The sequence below is a fragment of the Pseudomonas sp. F01002 genome, assembly GCF_004402115.1.
Lineage (GTDB): Bacteria > Pseudomonadota > Gammaproteobacteria > Pseudomonadales > Pseudomonadaceae > Aquipseudomonas > Aquipseudomonas frigoris.
Genome location: NZ_SOPU01000011.1, coordinates 49,748 through 66,559, shown reverse-complemented (window position 1 = coordinate 66,559; position 16,812 = coordinate 49,748). Strand labels below are relative to the sequence as shown.

Genomic DNA, 16,812 nt, shown 5'->3' with positions numbered 1-16,812 from the left:
ACCTCAGAAATGGATGACGGAACGGATGCTCTTGCCTTCATGCATCAGGTCGAACGCCTTGTTGATATCTTCCAGGCCCATGGTGTGGGTGATGAAAGTATCCAGCGGGATTTCGCCGGTTTCAGCCATCTCGACATAGCTTGGCAACTCGGTACGGCCACGCACGCCACCGAACGCCGAACCGCGCCAGACGCGACCGGTCACCAACTGGAATGGACGCGTGGCGATTTCCTGGCCGGCACCGGCAACACCGATGATCACCGACTCGCCCCAACCCTTGTGGCAGCATTCAAGAGCAGCACGCATCAATTGGACGTTGCCGATGCATTCGAAGGAAAAGTCGACGCCGCCGTCGGTCATGTCGACGATGACTTCCTGGATCGGACGATCGAAATCTTTCGGGTTCACACAATCGGTTGCACCCAACTGCTTGGCGATCTCGAATTTGGCCGGGTTGATGTCGATGGCGATGATCCGCGCAGCCTTGGCTTTGACGGCGCCGATCACCGCCGACAGACCGATGCCGCCGAGGCCGAAAATGGCGACGGTATCACCTGGTTTTACCTTGGCGGTATTAAGAACTGCCCCGATGCCGGTGGTGACACCGCAGCCCAGCAGGCAGACTTTTTCCAGTGGCGCTTCTTTTGGGATTTTGGCGACGGAGATTTCCGGCAGCACGGTGTACTCGGAGAACGTCGAGGTCCCCATGTAGTGGAAAATTGGTTGGCCCTTGTAGGAAAAGCGCGAAGTACCGTCAGGCATCAGGCCTTTGCCCTGAGTCGCGCGAATTGCCTGACACAGGTTGGTTTTGCCCGACAGACAGAATTTGCACTGGCGGCATTCCGGGGTGTACAGCGGGATTACATGATCGCCGACAGCGACGGAGGTCACGCCCTCACCAATCGCCTCAACCACCGCGCCACCTTCGTGACCGAGGATCGACGGGAAGATGCCTTCCGGGTCCGCGCCCGACAGCGTGTAGGCATCGGTATGGCAGACACCGGAGGCAACCACTCGCAGCAGGACTTCACCGGCCTTGGGCATGGCGACATCGACTTCAACGATCTCGAGGGGTTTCTTGGCCTCAAAGGCAACGGCAGCGCGCGACTTGATCATGTGGATTCTCCAGTGAATAAAAACGAGACAGGGAGTGTAATACACCGCCTGACGGTGAATAATCCGAACAAAAGCAAAACATTATTGCCATACAGGGATAATCCTTGATGTCCGAAAACCGCTGGGAAGGTATCGACGAGTTCGTCGCCGTGGCCGAGTGCAGCCAGTTCACGGCTGCCGCGGAACGCCTCGGGGTTTCGTCCTCCCACATCAGTCGACAAATAGTACGCCTCGAAGAGCGTCTGCAAACCCGCCTGCTTTATCGCAGCACCCGCCGGGTCACCTTGACCGAGGCCGGGCAAACCTTTCTGCAACATTGCCAGCGCCTACAGGATGGCCGCGAGGAAGCGCTGCGGGCGGTCGGCGACCTTACCAGCGAACCTAAAGGCATGCTGCGCATGACCTGCGCCGTGGCTTACGGCGAGCGCTTCATCGTGCCGCTGGTGACGCGATTCATGGGGTTGTATCCGCAACTGCGCGTTGACATAGAACTGAGTAACCGCCCTCTCGATTTGGTCCATGAAGGCCTGGATCTGGCGATCCGCCTTGGCCGTCTGCAAGACTCACGACTGGTGGCGACACGTCTGGCGCCACGGCGAATGTACCTGTGCGCATCGCCGTCCTACCTGGAACGGTATGGTCGCCCGCATAGCTTGTCGGAACTAAGCCGCCACAACTGCCTCATCGGCAGCTCGGACATCTGGCAACTGGAACAGAACGGGCGGGAATTTTCGCAGCGGGTACAGGGAAACTGGCGCTGCAACAGTGGGCAAGCAGTGCTGGATGCGGCATTACAGGGCGTGGGTTTGTGTCAGCTGCCGGACTATTACGTCCTGGAGCATCTGAAAAACGGCGAATTGATTTCGCTGCTCGATGCGCATCAACCGCCCAACACGGCCGTTTGGGCGCTTTATCCACAGCAACGGCATCTGTCGCCGAAGGTGCGCAAGTTGGTGGATTATTTGAAGGAGGGGTTGGCGTTGAGGCCGGAGTACAGCGTTTGAAGATCAAAAGATCGCAGCCTCGTTTCACTCGGCAGCTCCTACATTGCCTGCGTTCACCGCAATGTGTAGGAGCTGTCGAGTGAAACGAGGCTGCGATCTTTTAACGGCGGTTAGCCCAACGCTGACGAAGCCATTCCAGGTCTTCAGGGCGCGTGACCTTGATGTTGTCGGACCGACCTTCGATCAGGCGCGGCGCCATGCCGGACCACTCCATGGCTGATGCTTCGTCAGTAATCACTGCATCGGCCACCAGACTGTCGGCCAACGCCCGATGCAATGCGCCAAGGCGAAACATCTGCGGCGTATAGGCTTGCCAAATCACACTGCGATCCACGGTTTCGACCACACGACCGTGCTTGTCGACCCGCTTGAGGGTATCGCGTGCAGGAACCGCCAGCAGTCCACCGACAGGATCATCTGCGAGTTCACCCAGCAACTTGTCCAGATCATCACGGCTCAGATTCGGCCGCGCGGCATCGTGAACCAGCACCCAATCCTCATCGTCAGCGCCTTGCGCATGCAAATGCAGCAACGCATTGAGTACCGAGCCGGAACGCTCGGAGCCACCTTCAACCCGCTGGATTCGCGGATCGCTAGCACACGCAAGGTTCGGCCAATAAGGATCATCAACAGCAAGACTGACCACCAACCCTTTCAGGGAAGGATGATCAAGGAAACAGCCGAGGCTGTGTTCGAGAATAGTGCGCCCACCCAGTTGCAAGTATTGCTTGGGACGGTCCGCGGCCATACGGGCACCGACGCCCGCGGCAGGAATTACAGCCCAGAAGGCCGGTAACGAGGGGTTCATTGAGCCAACTGGTAAAGGGTTTCACCGTCCTTGACCATGCCCAACTCATGACGAGCCCGCTCTTCAACGGTCTCCATGCCCTTTTTCAATTCACTGACTTCGGCGTCCATCACCCGATTGCGCTCAAGCAGCCCCTCGTTCTCAGCGTGTTGATCTGCGATCTGCTGAGTCAGTTCGGCCACTTGCGCCAGACTGCCATTACCCACCCACAGGCGGTATTGCAGGCCAGCCAGCAGCAGGAGCAAAACGAGGAACAACCAATTGGGACTGCGCATCGAATATCAGGTATCCAGTGAAAAAAGACAGCCATGCCAAAACTTTGAAGCTTCTGATAGCACGAAGCCTGGAAGACCCAGGCTTGTGCTTATAAGGCATCAGGTTAGTGGCAAATCCATCGCTGTAGCGATTTTTTCGACACAATCCGGTGTCTTTTTACCAATTAACGATTAACCGCGGAATTCGCTGCGACCGTTGTACTTAGCTTTGCCATTCAACTGCTCTTCGATACGCAGCAGTTGGTTGTACTTGGAAACGCGGTCCGAACGGCACAGGGAGCCGGTCTTGATCTGGCCTGCCGAGGTGCCCACGGCCAGGTCGGCAATGGTCGAATCTTCGGTTTCGCCGGAGCGGTGCGAGATAACAGCAGTGTAACCAGCGGCCTTGGCCATCTGGATGGCTTCCAGGGTTTCGGTCAGGGTGCCGATCTGGTTGAACTTGATCAGGATCGAGTTGGCGATCTTTTTATCGATGCCTTCTTTGAGGATCTTGGTGTTGGTTACGAACAGGTCGTCGCCAACCAGTTGGACTTTCTCGCCGATCTTGTCGGTGAGGATTTTCCAGCCAGCCCAGTCGGACTCGTCCAGACCGTCTTCGATCGAGATGATCGGATAACGCTCGGTCAGGCCTTTCAGGTAATCAGCGAAACCTTCAGCGGTGAACACCTGGCCTTCGCCGGACAGGTTGTATTTACCGTCTTCGTAGAATTCGCTGGCAGCGCAGTCCAGTGCCAGGGTCACGTCGGTGCCCAGCTTGTAACCGGCGTTGGCCACGGCTTCGGAGATCACTTTCAAAGCGTCTTCGTTGGAAGCCAGGTTAGGGGCGAAACCACCTTCGTCACCGACAGCAGTGCTCAGGCCACGGGCCTTCAGAACAGCTTTAAGGTGATGAAAAATCTCGGTACCCATGCGCAGACCTTCCGAGAAAGACTTGGCGCCAACCGGCTGAACCATGAATTCCTGGATGTCGACGTTGTTATCGGCGTGCTCGCCACCGTTGATGATGTTCATCATCGGAACCGGCATCGAGTAAACACCCGGAGTGCCGTTCAGGTTGGCGATGTGAGCGTACAGCGGCAGGTCCTGGTCCTGTGCGGCTGCCTTGGCTGCTGCCAGGGAAACGGCGAGGATCGCGTTGGCGCCCAGGGAGCCTTTGTTTTCAGTGCCGTCGAGCTTGATCATCGCGTGATCCAGCGCTTTCTGGTCGCTTGGGTCTGCACCTTTCAACAGGTCGCGGATCGGACCGTTGATGTTGGCGACGGCTTTGAGTACGCCCTTGCCCAGGTAACGGCTCTTGTCGCCATCACGCAGCTCGAGCGCTTCACGCGAGCCAGTGGAAGCACCGGACGGCGCGCAAGCACTGCCGATGATGCCGTTATCGAGAAGCACGTCCGCTTCCACGGTGGGGTTGCCACGGGAGTCGAGAACTTCACGACCTTTGATGTCGACGATTTTTGCCATTGTTGTAAACACTCCAAAGTTGACGAAAACGACGCAGCTGAAGGAAATCTTGTATCGCCGGCAAGTGATGTGCAGCGGGCAGACTTGCGGACGATAAGGCTCAGACCCGAGGGCCTGAGCATTAATTCGTGCGGTACTTTACCGGAGAAATGAGGATTACGCGGTTTCTACCGTCGGAAAACTCTTCACCAGTTCGTCCAAAGCTTTGAGCTGGGCCAGGAATGGCTCCAGTTTGTCCAGACGCAAGGCGCAAGGGCCGTCGCATTTGGCGTTGTCCGGGTCCGGGTGGGCCTCAAGGAACAGGCCCGCCAAAGACTGGCTCATACCGGCTTTTGCCAGGTCGGTGACCTGAGCGCGGCGACCGCCGGCGGAATCGGAGCGACCGCCGGGCATTTGCAGCGCGTGGGTCACATCGAAGAACACCGGGTATTCGAACTGCTTCATGATGCCGAAGCCGAGCATGTCGACGACCAGGTTGTTGTAGCCGAAGCTCGATCCGCGTTCGCAGAGGATCAACTGATCGTTACCCGCTTCCACGCATTTGCTCAGGATGTGTTTCATTTCCTGAGGTGCGAGGAACTGGGCTTTCTTGATGTTGATCACCGCACCGGTCTTGGCCATCGCGACCACAAGGTCGGTCTGGCGCGACAAGAAGGCTGGCAGCTGGATGATATCGCAGACTTCAGCGACGACCGCGGCCTGATCAGGCTCGTGGACGTCGGTGATGATCGGCACGCCGAACGCTTGCTTGATGTCCTGGAAAATCCGCATGCCCTCTTCCAGGCCGGGGCCACGGTAAGAGGTCACGGAGGAACGGTTGGCCTTGTCGAAGCTGGCCTTGAACACGTAAGGGATACCGAGTTTCTCGGTGACCTTCACGTACTCTTCGCAGACCTGCATCGCCATGTCTCGGCTTTCCAGCACGTTCATGCCACCGAAAAGCACCATTGGCTTGTCGTTGGCAATCTCGATATCGCCTACGCGGATGATCTTCTGGGCCATTGGATTTACGCCTTCTTCTGGTGTTGAACCAAAGCTGCTTTAACAAAACCGCTGAACAACGGGTGACCGTCGCGTGGTGTCGAGGTGAACTCAGGGTGGAACTGGCAAGCGACGAACCATGGATGATCCGGGGCTTCAATCACTTCCACCAGGGCGCCATCACCGGAACGACCGGTGATTTTCAGACCGGCTTCCATGATTTGCGGAAGCAGGTTGTTGTTCACTTCGTAGCGGTGACGGTGACGCTCGACGATCACGTCCTTGGCGTAGCAATCGTGCACCAGGGAACCTGGCTCCAGCAGGCAATCCTGAGCGCCAAGGCGCATGGTGCCGCCCAGATCGGACGCTTCGGTACGGGTTTCGACTGCGCCGGTGGCATCTTCCCACTCGGTGATCAGACCCACGACCGGATGACCACTGGCACGATCGAACTCGGTGGAGTTGGCGTCTTTCCAGCCCAGCACGTTACGAGCGAACTCGATCACGGCCACTTGCATGCCCAGGCAGATGCCCAGGTACGGAACCTTGTTTTCGCGAGCGTATTGAACGGCGGTGATCTTGCCTTCCACGCCACGCAGACCGAAGCCGCCAGGTACCAGAATCGCGTCGACACCTTCCAGCAGCGCAGTGCCTTGGTTTTCGATGTCTTCGGAGTCGATGTAGCGCAGGTTGACCTTGGTGCGGTTGCTGATGCCGGCGTGACTCATCGCTTCGATCAGCGACTTGTAGGCGTCCAGCAATTCCATGTACTTGCCGACCATCGCGATGGTGACTTCATGCTCAGGGTTGAGCTTGGCGTCGACCACGGCTTCCCACTCGGACAGATCGGCACCGCCACATTGCAGGCCGAAACGCTCGACGACGAAATCATCCAGGCCCTGGGAGTGCAGGATGCCCGGGATCTTGTAGATGGTGTCTGCGTCTTCCAGCGCAATCACCGCACGTTCTTCAACGTTGGTGAACTGAGCGATCTTGCGACGCGAGGAGATGTCGATCGGGTGATCGGAACGGCAGACCAGCACGTCTGGTTGCAGGCCGATGGAACGCAGTTCCTTGACCGAGTGCTGGGTAGGCTTGGTTTTGGTTTCGCCGGCAGTGGCGATGTACGGCACCAGCGTCAGGTGCATCAGCATCGCGCGCTTGGCACCGACTTCGAAACGCAATTGGCGGATCGCTTCGAGGAACGGCTGGGATTCGATGTCACCCACGGTGCCACCGATCTCGACCATGGCCACGTCGGCATCGCCAGCGCCCTTGATGATCCGGCGCTTGATTTCGTCGGTGATGTGCGGGATCACCTGAATGGTGGCGCCCAGATAATCACCACGGCGCTCTTTGCGCAGGACGTGTTCGTAGACACGGCCGGTGGTGAAGTTGTTGTTCTGGGTCATGGTCGTGCGGATGAACCGCTCGTAGTGGCCCAGGTCCAGGTCGGTCTCGGCGCCGTCGTGGGTGACGAACACTTCACCGTGCTGGAACGGGCTCATGGTGCCCGGGTCAACGTTGATGTACGGGTCCAGCTTCAGCATGGTGACCTTAAGTCCCCGCGCCTCCAGGATGGCCGCCAATGAAGCCGATGCGATGCCTTTCCCCAATGAAGAAACAACACCGCCCGTGACGAATATGTAGCGCGTCATGAAAAACCCTAGAAGTCTGCGTTAAAGCGGTCCGAGCCGCCGGGGAAAGCGAAGGAAGGCCGAAGCCCCCGATCACCTGCATTAATCACAGTGCACCTTTCAAAAAAACCGCCGCGTTGGGACAGACCGGAAGATGAAACACCGGTACGTTGCTCGCTACACATTTTTTGGAATCGCCCAGCAAAGACTGCTTGGTAATCGGCAACTCCTGCAATTCAGGCGAATCCACAGAAGTTGTATCAAGAAGGGAGCGTAGTCTACCGGAAAGCCCCTTTCAGCTCAAACCTAGATCTTCGTGCGGTGGCTGCCAATGCAAATTCCAACGGTCCTTTGCACTGCCGTCCAAGCCCTGCAGGTTGGCCACCGCCAGCAATTGCTCGTCTCGGTAGAGCAGCGGCAATCTGCCACGGGCGAACGCCGGCACACCACGTTCATTGAGCAAACGCTTCAGATCGCGATGGCCGCGACCGGGCAGATTCATCACCTCACCTCCCTCACGATAGCGGATATGCAGCAGGCCATCGGGGATTTGGCCGGTGAGCGTGAGCACGCCGTTGTCCGGCAACACCAGCAATAGCGAGGGGTCGGGCCAGTTTCCGACGGCGGGCGACGTGCGCAACCAACTGCCGGACAACCACCAGATACGCCCACCTGCCCGATGCAGTTCGCCATCCGCCAGCCGCCAGATCGGGCAGGCATCGCCGGTGGCATCACGTAAATTCTCCCAACCCGACCAATGGTCACTGTCCGGCAGTCGCGTCAGCGGTTCGAGCCAATGACTTAAGGCATTACGCTGACGAGCAGCGGACATCGTTTCAAATGCCCCCAGTTCCAGGGAGGGCAATCCCAGCCAATCAAAATCATTGGCAGTGCTGGCGCCGGCCAGGTCGATTTGCGCAAGCTCATCGAGCAATCCCTGCGCTTCGCTCAGGTGCGCAGCGCTGCGGGCCATGGTCGTTACCGCTTGCGGCCAACGCTTGGTCAATACCGGGAACACCTGATGGCGCAGGTAGTTTCGCGAGAATTGCCGATCCTGATTCGATGGGTCTTCGATCCAGCTCAGCCGATGCTCCGCCGCATAGGCTTCAAGCTCAGCCCGAGTGACATCGAGCAATGGCCGAAGCAACTGCCCTTTACCGAGCGGGCGCTGGCGTGGCATCCCCGACAATCCCCTCACCCCTGCCCCACGCAACAGCCGGAATAACAACGTTTCCGCCTGATCGTCACGGTGCTGGGCGGTCATCAACACTTCATTGGCCTGAGTCGCCTCGATGAACGCGGCATATCGCGCATCCCGGGCTGCACGCTCAAGACTGGCGCCGGGTTGAACCTGTACGCGAACAACCTGCAGCGGCACACCCAGCGCATCACAGACCGACTGACAATGATCCGGCCACGCATCAGCCACAGCCTGAAGGCCATGATGAACATGGATGGCGCTTAGCGCCGGCAGGGATTCGGTTTTTGCGAGGTGTACGAGAAGGTGCAGCAGAACGGTGGAGTCGAGGCCACCAGAGAAGGCGACGTGCCAGGTTGTGGCGGTGCGCCAGGGGCTCAGGTTTAGCAGGAACCTGGCAGACAGATCGATATTGGAAGGACTCATAGAGATCGATCATTCCACATAAATCCCCTGTAGGAGCTGCCGAAGGCTGCGATCTTTTGATCTTGCATTTTCAGGATCAAAAGATCGCAGCCTTCGGCAGCTCCTACAGGGGTGTAGCGAGTAGAGTTACAGACCGTAGCTCATCAGACGCTCGTAACGGCGAGCCAACAGCGCTTCGTTATCAAACTTCTTCAACATCGCCAGCTGCGAGCTCAGCTCGGCACGGATCGATGCAGCTGCAGCGGCCGGATTACGGTGTGCGCCGCCCAAAGGCTCGCTGATCACTTTATCCACAATACCCAGGCCTTTCAGGCGCTCTGCAGTGATGCCCATGGCTTCGGCAGCGTCCGGCGCCTTCTCGGCGGTCTTCCACAGAATCGAGGCGCAACCTTCCGGCGAAATCACTGCGTAAGTCGAGTACTGCAGCATGTTCAGTTGATCGCAAACGCCGATCGCCAGAGCACCACCGGAACCACCCTCACCGATCACGGTGGCGATGATTGGGGTTTTCAGGCGTGCCATGACGCGCAGGTTCCAGGCAATCGCTTCGCTCTGGTTGCGTTCTTCAGCGTCGATACCAGGGTAAGCGCCCGGGGTGTCGATGAAGGTCAGGATCGGCATCTTGAAACGTTCGGCCATTTCCATCAGACGGCACGCCTTGCGGTAGCCTTCCGGACGCGGCATGCCAAAGTTGCGACGAACTTTCTCGCGCACTTCGCGGCCTTTCTGGTGACCGATGATCATCACCGGCTGGTCGTCCAGACGGGCAATGCCGCCGACGATCGCAGCGTCGTCGGAGAAGTGACGGTCGCCGTGCAGTTCGTCGAACTCGGTGAAGATGTGTTCGATGTAGTCCAGGGTATACGGACGTTTCGGGTGACGCGCCAGACGCGCGATCTGCCAGCTGGTCAGCTTGCCGAAGATGTCTTCGGTCAGCGTGCTGCTTTTGTCCTGCAGGCGGGAGATCTCATCGCCAATATTCAGCGAATTGTCGTTACCGACCAAGCGCAACTCTTCGATCTTGGCTTGCAGGTCGGCGATCGGCTGTTCGAAATCTAGAAAATTCGGGTTCATAGGCGTCCGTCTTGGGTCGACCTCCAAGAGAGCTTGGGCCGGCCGGTTGTCTATTCGCGCCCTACCTTAAGGGAGAGGCGCGTTCAGGTCGAGATTAAAAATTGGGTCGAGATCAGAGCTGCTCCCTTTTGGAAGAGCGGCACCTGACCGTCAACGGTATTGGAGGAAGACGTTGTCTCGCCCGAACTGGTCACGCAGGGCTTGAATCAAGGCATCCGCCGGGTCGATCCGCCAGGTCTCGCCGAACTGCAGCAAGGCCTTCGCATCGGGACTGGTGTATTCCATGGTGATCGGGCACGCCCCGCGGTGGCGCTTGAACAACTCACCGAGCCAGCGTAGCTGATCGCCTTTCAAATCCTGGGTCTGCAGCTTCAAGCGCAGGCTTTCGGCCAGGTTGGTGCGCGCATCTTCCATGCTCATCACCCGCTTGACCCGCAGCCGCAAGCCACCGGAGAAATCGTCGTTGCTGACTTCGCCTTCGACCACCACCATCGCGTCGGTCTGCAACAACGATTGCGCGGAATGGAACGCCTCGGCAAACAGCGAGGCTTCGATCCGCCCGGAGCGGTCGTCGAGGGTGATGAAACCCATCTTGTCGCCCTTTTTGTTCTTCATCACCCGCAAGGCGATGATCATGCCCGCGACGGTCTGGGTATCACGGGCCGGTTTCAGGTCGATGATGCGTTGACGGGCGAAACGGCGGATCTCACCTTCGTATTCGTCGATCGGGTGACCGGTCAGGTACAGACCCAAGGTGTCTTTCTCGCCTTTCAGGCGCTCCTTGAGCGTCAGTTCCTTGGCTTTGCGGTGATTGGCGTAGACATCGGCGTCTTCTTCGACGAACAAGCCGCCAAACAGATCGACGTGACCGCTGTCTTTGGTACGCGCGGTTTGTTCGGCCGCCTTGATCGCCCCTTCCATGGCGTTCAGCAAGACCGCGCGGTTGCGGTCGATATTGGCCTGATAGGCTTTCTGCTCGTCATGGAAGTAAGGGCCCAGACGATCCAGCGCACCGCTGCGGATCAAACCGTCCAGGGTGCGCTTGTTGATACGTTTGAGATCGACACGGGCGCAGAAATCGAACAGATCCTTGAACGGACCGGCCTGACGCGCCTCGGTGATCGCCTCAACCGGACCTTCGCCCACACCTTTGATCGCGCCGAGGCCATAAATAATCCGGCCTTCGTCATTCACCGTGAACTTGAACTCCGAAGTATTCACATCCGGCGCGTCGAGACGCAGCTTCATGGTGCGAATTTCTTCGATCAAGGTCACGACCTTGTCGGTGTTGTGCATATCCGCCGACAGTACCGCAGCCATGAACGGCGCCGGGTAATGGGTTTTCAGCCAAGCGGTCTGATACGACACCAGGCCATAAGCAGCCGAGTGAGATTTGTTGAAGCCGTAACCGGCGAATTTTTCCACCAGGTCGAAAATGTTACCAGCAAGGTCCGCGTCGATATTGTTAGCGGTGCAGCCTTCAATGAAACCGCCGCGCTGCTTGGCCATTTCTTCGGGTTTTTTCTTACCCATGGCTCGACGCAGCATGTCCGCACCGCCGAGGGTGTAACCGGCCATGACCTGAGCAATCTGCATCACCTGTTCCTGATACAGGATGATGCCGTAAGTCGGTGCCAGAACCGGTTTGAGGCCTTCGTACTGGTAGTCCGAGTGCGGGTACGCGAGTTCGGCGCGACCGTGCTTACGGTTGATAAAGTCGTCCACCATGCCCGATTGCAACGGGCCCGGACGGAACAGGGCCACCAATGCGATCAAGTCTTCCAGGCAGTCGGGCTTGAGCTTTTTGATCAGCTCTTTCATGCCGCGCGACTCAAGCTGGAACACCGCAGTCGTTTCAGCTTTTTGCAGCAACTGGTAAGTCGGCTTGTCATCCAGCGGGATGAACGCGATATCCAGCGGCGGCTCATCAACCTTGGCGCGATCGCGGTTGATGGTTTTCAGCGCCCAGTCGATGACCGTCAGGGTCCGCAGACCGAGGAAGTCGAACTTCACCAGGCCAGCGGCTTCAACGTCGTCCTTGTCGAACTGGGTGACCAGACCATCACCGGCCTCATCGCAATAAATTGGCGAGAAGTCAGTCAGTTTGGTCGGGGCAATAACAACACCACCGGCGTGCTTGCCGACGTTACGTACAACGCCTTCAAGCTTGCGGGCCATTTCCCAGATTTCGGCGGCTTCTTCATCGACCTTGATGAAGTCACGCAGGATTTCTTCCTGTTCGTAGGCCTTTTCCAGGGTCATGCCGACTTCGAACGGGATCATCTTCGACAGACGATCCGCCAAACCGTAGGACTTGCCCTGTACCCGCGCCACGTCACGGACCACAGCCTTTGCCGCCATGGAACCGAAGGTGATGATCTGGCTTACCGCGTTGCGGCCGTATTTCTCGGCCACGTAGTCGATTACACGGTCGCGACCGTCCATGCAGAAGTCGACGTCGAAGTCGGGCATGGATACCCGTTCCGGGTTAAGGAAACGTTCGAACAGCAGGTCATATTCCAGCGGGTCAAGGTCGGTGATCTTCTGCACGTAGGCCACCAGCGACCCGGCACCCGATCCACGGCCTGGACCTACCGGCACGCCGTTACTCTTGGCCCACTGGATAAAGTCCATAACGATCAGGAAGTAACCGGGGAAACCCATCTGGATGATGATATCCAGCTCGAAATTCAGCCGGTCGACGTAGACCTGACGCTTGGTTTCGTAGTCTTCGGTGGTGTCCTTGGGCAGCAGAACGCTGAGGCGATCTTCCAGACCATCGAAGGAAACCTTGCGGAAATACTCGTCGATGGTCATGCCATCGGGGATCGGGAAGTTGGGCAGGAAGTGAGTGCCCAGCTTCACTTCAATGTTGCAGCGCTTGGCAATCTCGACGGTGTTTTCCAGCGCTTCGGGAATGTCGCTGAACAACTCGGCCATTTCCTCGGCGCTTTTGAGGTATTGCTGATCGCTGTAATTTTTCGAACGCCGCGGATCATCGAGGGCACGGCCCTCACCGATGCAAACGCGAGTTTCGTGAGCGGCGAAGTCTTCCTGCTTGATGAAGCGCACGTCGTTGGTAGCGACCAGCGGCGCACCGATTTTTTCAGCGAGGGCTACGGCACCGTGCAACTGTTCTTCGTCGTTGGGGCGGTTGGTGCGCTGGATCTCCAGATAGAAACGATCCGGGAACACGGCCATCCATTCACGTGCCAGGTTTTCCGCTTCGGCCGGGTTGCCACTGAGCATCGCCAAACCGATCTCGCCTTCTTTCGCCGCCGACAGCATGATCAAGCCTTCGCTGGCTTCGGCCACCCACTCGCGCTCGATGATGACCGACCCATTGCGCTGGCCGTCGATGAAGCCGCGGGAGATCAGTTCGGTGAGGTTGCGATAACCCACGGCGTTCATCGCCAACAGACTGATCCGGCTCAGAGCGTTATCCGGATCCTTGTTCGACAGCCAGAGGTCGGCGCCGCAGATCGGCTTGATCCCGGCACCCATGGCGGCTTTATAGAATTTGACCAGGGAACACATGTTGTTCTGGTCCGTGACCGCTACGGCAGGCATGTTCATGCCGACCAGGGTCTTGACCAGCGGTTTGATCCGCACCAGACCGTCGACCAGGGAATACTCAGTGTGCAGGCGTAGATGAACGAATGAAGCCGGCATAGTGATCCTGTCTAGAAACTAGAAACGTGAAGACAACAAGGCCCGGATTGTACCGGGCCTTGGCAAAAACATCAGCCTTGCGACTAACTCTCGATCAGGTTTTCCCGCGCCTCGTAAGCCAGGCGTACCGGGGCGAACGAGCGGCGGTGAATCGGCGTTGGCCCCAAGCGGGCCAGCGCCTCCAGATGAACCGGCGTCGGGTAGCCTTTGTGGCCACCGATGCCGTAACCCGGGTAAATCAATTCGAACGCTGCCATCTCGCGGTCGCGGCTGACCTTGGCCAGAATCGACGCTGCCGCGATGGCCGGTACCTTACCATCGCCCTGCACCACTGCTTCGGCGCGCATCGACAGCTTCGGGCAACGATTGCCATCGATCATCGCCAGTTTCGGCGTGATGTGCAGACCTTCGACGGCGCGCTGCATGGCCAGCATGGTGGCGTGGAGAATGTTCAGCTCGTCGATTTCTTCGACCTCAGCCCGGGCGATGCACCAGCTCAGGGCTTTTTCGCAGATCTCGTCGTAGAGTTTTTCGCGGCGTGCTTCGGTGAGCTTCTTCGAATCATTCAGGCCCAGAATCGGACGGTTCGGATCGAGGATCACCGCGGCTGTCACCACTGCACCACAAAGTGGGCCGCGACCGACTTCGTCAACGCCAGCGACCAAATCTTCAACTTCGGCGACCAGGGTGAAGTCCAGGCCCATCTGAATGCTTGCTTTGCTCATTGTGTTTTGCCGATCAGGTTCAGTACCGCGTCCGCCGCCTGATTGGAGGCGTCCAGACGTAAGGTACGGTGAATTTCATCGAAGCCGCGGGTCTGTTCTTCACCGCCTTCGATCAGTGGCGACAGCGTCTGGGCCAAGGCTTCAACGGTCGCATCGTCCTGCAACAACTCGGGCACCAACAGGCGCTGGGCCAGCAGGTTCGGCAAGGAGATGTAAGGACTTTTCACCATGCGCTTGAGAATCCAGAACGTCAGCGGCGCCAAGCGGTACGCGACCACCATCGGCCGTTTGTACAACAACGCTTCAAGCGTCGCCGTTCCGGACGCGATCAGCACAGCGTCACAGGCTGCCAGGGCCAGATGGGATTTGCCATCGAGCAATGTCAGCGGCAGATCTCGGCCCGCCAGCAGCTCTTCAAGTTGCTTGCGGCGCTCGGGGCCGGCGCAAGGCATGACGAACCGCACACCAGGGCGCAGGGCTCGCAGACGCTGGGCCGTATCGAGGAACAACGCACCGAGACGGCCAACTTCGCCACCACGGCTGCCCGGCATCAGAGCAACCAGCGGCCCGTCGGGCAAGCCGAGTTCAGCCCGCGCGGCGGCGCGATCTGCCTCCAGAGGGATGGCGTCAGCCAGGGAATGTCCGACAAACCGCACCGGCACGCCCTTCTCTTCATAGAATTTCGCTTCGAACGGGAACAGCGTCAGCATCAGGTCGCAGCCTTCGCGAATCTTCAGTACCCGTTTCTGCCGCCACGCCCAAACCGACGGGCTAACGTAATGCACGGTCTTGATCCCGGCCTGACGCAGCTTGAGTTCGATATTGAGGTTGAAGTCCGGGGCATCGATACCGATGAACACATCCGGCTTCTCGGCGATAAGGTCGGCAACCAGCTTCTTGCGACGAGCCATCAGCTCACGCAATCGGCCCAGCACTTCCACCAGACCCATGACCGAAAGACGCTCCATCGGGAAATACGAGGTCAGGCCTTCGGCCTGCATCAGCGGACCGCCGACACCGATGAACTCGACTGCCGGGTGCTGAGCCTTGAGTGCGCGCATGAGACCCGCGCCAAGAATGTCGCCGGAAGCCTCACCCGCCACCAGCGCAATACGCAGATTAGCCATGATTAACGAGTGATGCCGCGGGTCGAAGACTGGATGGAATCACGGAACACCGCGACTTCCGGGAACTGATCAGAAGGCTCGGCCAGTTCGGTGAGCGCTTGCTCGACCGTCAGACCCTGGCGATAAACCACCTTGTAGGCACGACGCAGCGCGTGGATCGCATCTTCGCTGAAACCGCGACGACGCATGCCTTCGAAGTTCATGCTGCGAGCTTCGGCCGGGTTGCCGAACACCGTGACGTACGCTGGGACGTCCTTGCCGATGGCGGTGCCCATACCGGAAAAGCTGTGGGCGCCGATATGGCAATACTGATGAACCAGGGTAAAACCAGACAGGATCGCCCAGTCTTCAACGTGCACATGGCCGGCCAACGCGGTGTTGTTGACCAGGATGCAGTGGTTGCCGATGACGCTGTCGTGGCCGATGTGGGCATAGGCCATGATCAGATTGTGATCGCCCAGGGTTGTTTCAGAACGGTCCTGAACGGTCCCACGGTGAATCGTCACGCCTTCACGGATGACGTTGTGGTCACCGATGACCAGACGGGTTTCTTCACCCTTGTATTTCAGATCGGGCGTGTCCTCGCCTACCGAAGAAAACTGGTAGATGCGGTTGTGCTTTCCGATTCGGGTCGGGCCTTTGAGAATCACATGCGGCCCGATCACTGTCCCCTCGCCGATTTCCACACCTGCACCGATGATCGACCAAGGGCCGACCTCGACGCCGTCGGCCAGGATAGCCGTCGGATCGATGATTGCGCGAGGGTCAATCAAACTCATAGTTTGCGTTCCGCGCAGATGATTTCAGCAGAGCAGACTGGCTTGCCATCGACCGAAGCCTGGCACTCGAACTTCCAGATCTGACGCTTGCAGCTCAGGAATTTGGCTTCCAGGATCAGTTGGTCGCCTGGCAACACCGGCTGGCGGAAGCGAAGCTTGTCGGAGCCAACAAAGTAATAAAGGGTGCCGTCGGCCGGTTTCACGTCGAGCATTTTGAAACCAAGGATCCCGGCAGCCTGAGCCATCGCTTCGATGATCAATACGCCCGGCATGATTGGATGCGCGGGGAAGTGACCATTGAAGAAGGGTTCGTTGATGCTGACATTCTTGTAGGCGCGAATGCGCTTGCCTTCCACATCCAGTTCCACGACTCGGTCCACCAGCAGGAACGGGTAACGGTGGGGCAGGTATTCGCGAATCTCGTTGATGTCCATCATTTCGGGGGGAAGCCTATGTAAAGATTGGGAGGCGCGACTGACGCGCACCCCTCTAGCAAATCAAGGAGGCAGTCTAGCGGCTGTGCACACTT

The 16,812-nt window shown here is 58.3% G+C and carries 14 protein-coding genes; 1 reads left to right on the top strand and 13 read right to left on the bottom strand.

Translation table 11 applies throughout. The annotated features are described in order from the left end of the window. Positions 1-3 precede the first annotated feature (3 nt). Positions 4-1,116, bottom strand: coding sequence for an S-(hydroxymethyl)glutathione dehydrogenase/class III alcohol dehydrogenase (locus E3W21_RS05785; protein ID WP_129441645.1), 1,113 nt, complete (start codon positions 1,114-1,116; stop codon positions 4-6). Between the two features lie 107 nt (positions 1,117-1,223). Here E3W21_RS05785 and E3W21_RS05780 point away from each other — a divergent pair, with 107 nt between their 5' ends. Beyond that, on the top strand, positions 1,224-2,120 hold the full coding sequence (locus E3W21_RS05780) for a LysR substrate-binding domain-containing protein (RefSeq protein WP_129441643.1): 897 nt from the start codon (positions 1,224-1,226) through the stop codon (positions 2,118-2,120). Between the two features lie 100 nt (positions 2,121-2,220). Here the strand turns inward: E3W21_RS05780 and ispD are convergent, their stop codons facing one another. The 12 genes from ispD to fabZ form a co-directional block, all read right to left on the bottom strand. Then, entirely contained in the window at positions 2,221-2,928 is a 708-nt protein-coding gene (gene ispD / locus E3W21_RS05775; RefSeq protein ID WP_134418758.1) for a 2-C-methyl-D-erythritol 4-phosphate cytidylyltransferase, read from the bottom strand. Beyond that, complete coding sequence (gene ftsB, locus E3W21_RS05770) at positions 2,925-3,203, bottom strand: cell division protein FtsB (protein WP_008028992.1); 279 nt, start codon at positions 3,201-3,203, stop codon at positions 2,925-2,927. Before ftsB ends, ispD begins: the two co-directional genes overlap by 4 nt. Before the next feature lie 171 nt (positions 3,204-3,374). Continuing rightward, a complete protein-coding gene (gene eno, locus E3W21_RS05765) occupies positions 3,375-4,664 on the bottom strand; it encodes a phosphopyruvate hydratase (protein ID WP_033059918.1) in 1,290 nt (429 codons plus the stop codon). Positions 4,665-4,820: 156 nt separating this feature from the next. Then, the gene (gene kdsA, locus E3W21_RS05760; protein WP_046054578.1) at positions 4,821-5,666 is read right to left on the bottom strand and encodes a 3-deoxy-8-phosphooctulonate synthase; all 846 of its coding nucleotides are present in this window, start codon (positions 5,664-5,666) and stop codon (positions 4,821-4,823) included. A 5-nt stretch (positions 5,667-5,671) separates the two neighbouring features. Continuing rightward, the gene (locus tag E3W21_RS05755) at positions 5,672-7,303 is read right to left on the bottom strand and encodes a CTP synthase (protein WP_129441639.1); all 1,632 of its coding nucleotides are present in this window, start codon (positions 7,301-7,303) and stop codon (positions 5,672-5,674) included. Positions 7,304-7,577: 274 nt separating this feature from the next. After that, entirely contained in the window at positions 7,578-8,906 is a 1,329-nt protein-coding gene (gene tilS / locus E3W21_RS05750) for a tRNA lysidine(34) synthetase TilS (RefSeq protein WP_134418757.1), read from the bottom strand. 126 nt (positions 8,907-9,032) lie between these two features. Continuing rightward, on the bottom strand, positions 9,033-9,980 hold the full coding sequence (locus E3W21_RS05745; protein WP_008154040.1) for an acetyl-CoA carboxylase carboxyltransferase subunit alpha: 948 nt from the start codon (positions 9,978-9,980) through the stop codon (positions 9,033-9,035). A gap of 150 nt (positions 9,981-10,130) precedes the next feature. Continuing rightward, positions 10,131-13,652 (bottom strand): DNA polymerase III subunit alpha, encoded by a 3,522-nt coding sequence (gene dnaE, locus E3W21_RS05740; protein WP_129441635.1) that lies wholly within the window; start codon positions 13,650-13,652, stop codon positions 10,131-10,133. 83 nt (positions 13,653-13,735) lie between these two features. Then, on the bottom strand, positions 13,736-14,362 hold the full coding sequence (gene rnhB / locus E3W21_RS05735; protein ID WP_161990825.1) for a ribonuclease HII: 627 nt from the start codon (positions 14,360-14,362) through the stop codon (positions 13,736-13,738). A gap of 11 nt (positions 14,363-14,373) precedes the next feature. Then, positions 14,374-15,504: a lipid-A-disaccharide synthase gene (lpxB, locus tag E3W21_RS05730; protein ID WP_134418756.1), complete on the bottom strand. Its 1,131-nt coding sequence runs from the start codon at positions 15,502-15,504 to the stop codon at positions 14,374-14,376. A 2-nt stretch (positions 15,505-15,506) separates the two neighbouring features. Then, on the bottom strand, positions 15,507-16,283 hold the full coding sequence (lpxA, locus tag E3W21_RS05725; protein ID WP_134418755.1) for an acyl-ACP--UDP-N-acetylglucosamine O-acyltransferase: 777 nt from the start codon (positions 16,281-16,283) through the stop codon (positions 15,507-15,509). Next, positions 16,280-16,720: a 3-hydroxyacyl-ACP dehydratase FabZ gene (gene fabZ, locus E3W21_RS05720; protein WP_128607522.1), complete on the bottom strand. Its 441-nt coding sequence runs from the start codon at positions 16,718-16,720 to the stop codon at positions 16,280-16,282. Before fabZ ends, lpxA begins: the two co-directional genes overlap by 4 nt. Between the last annotated feature and the right edge of the window lie 92 nt (positions 16,721-16,812).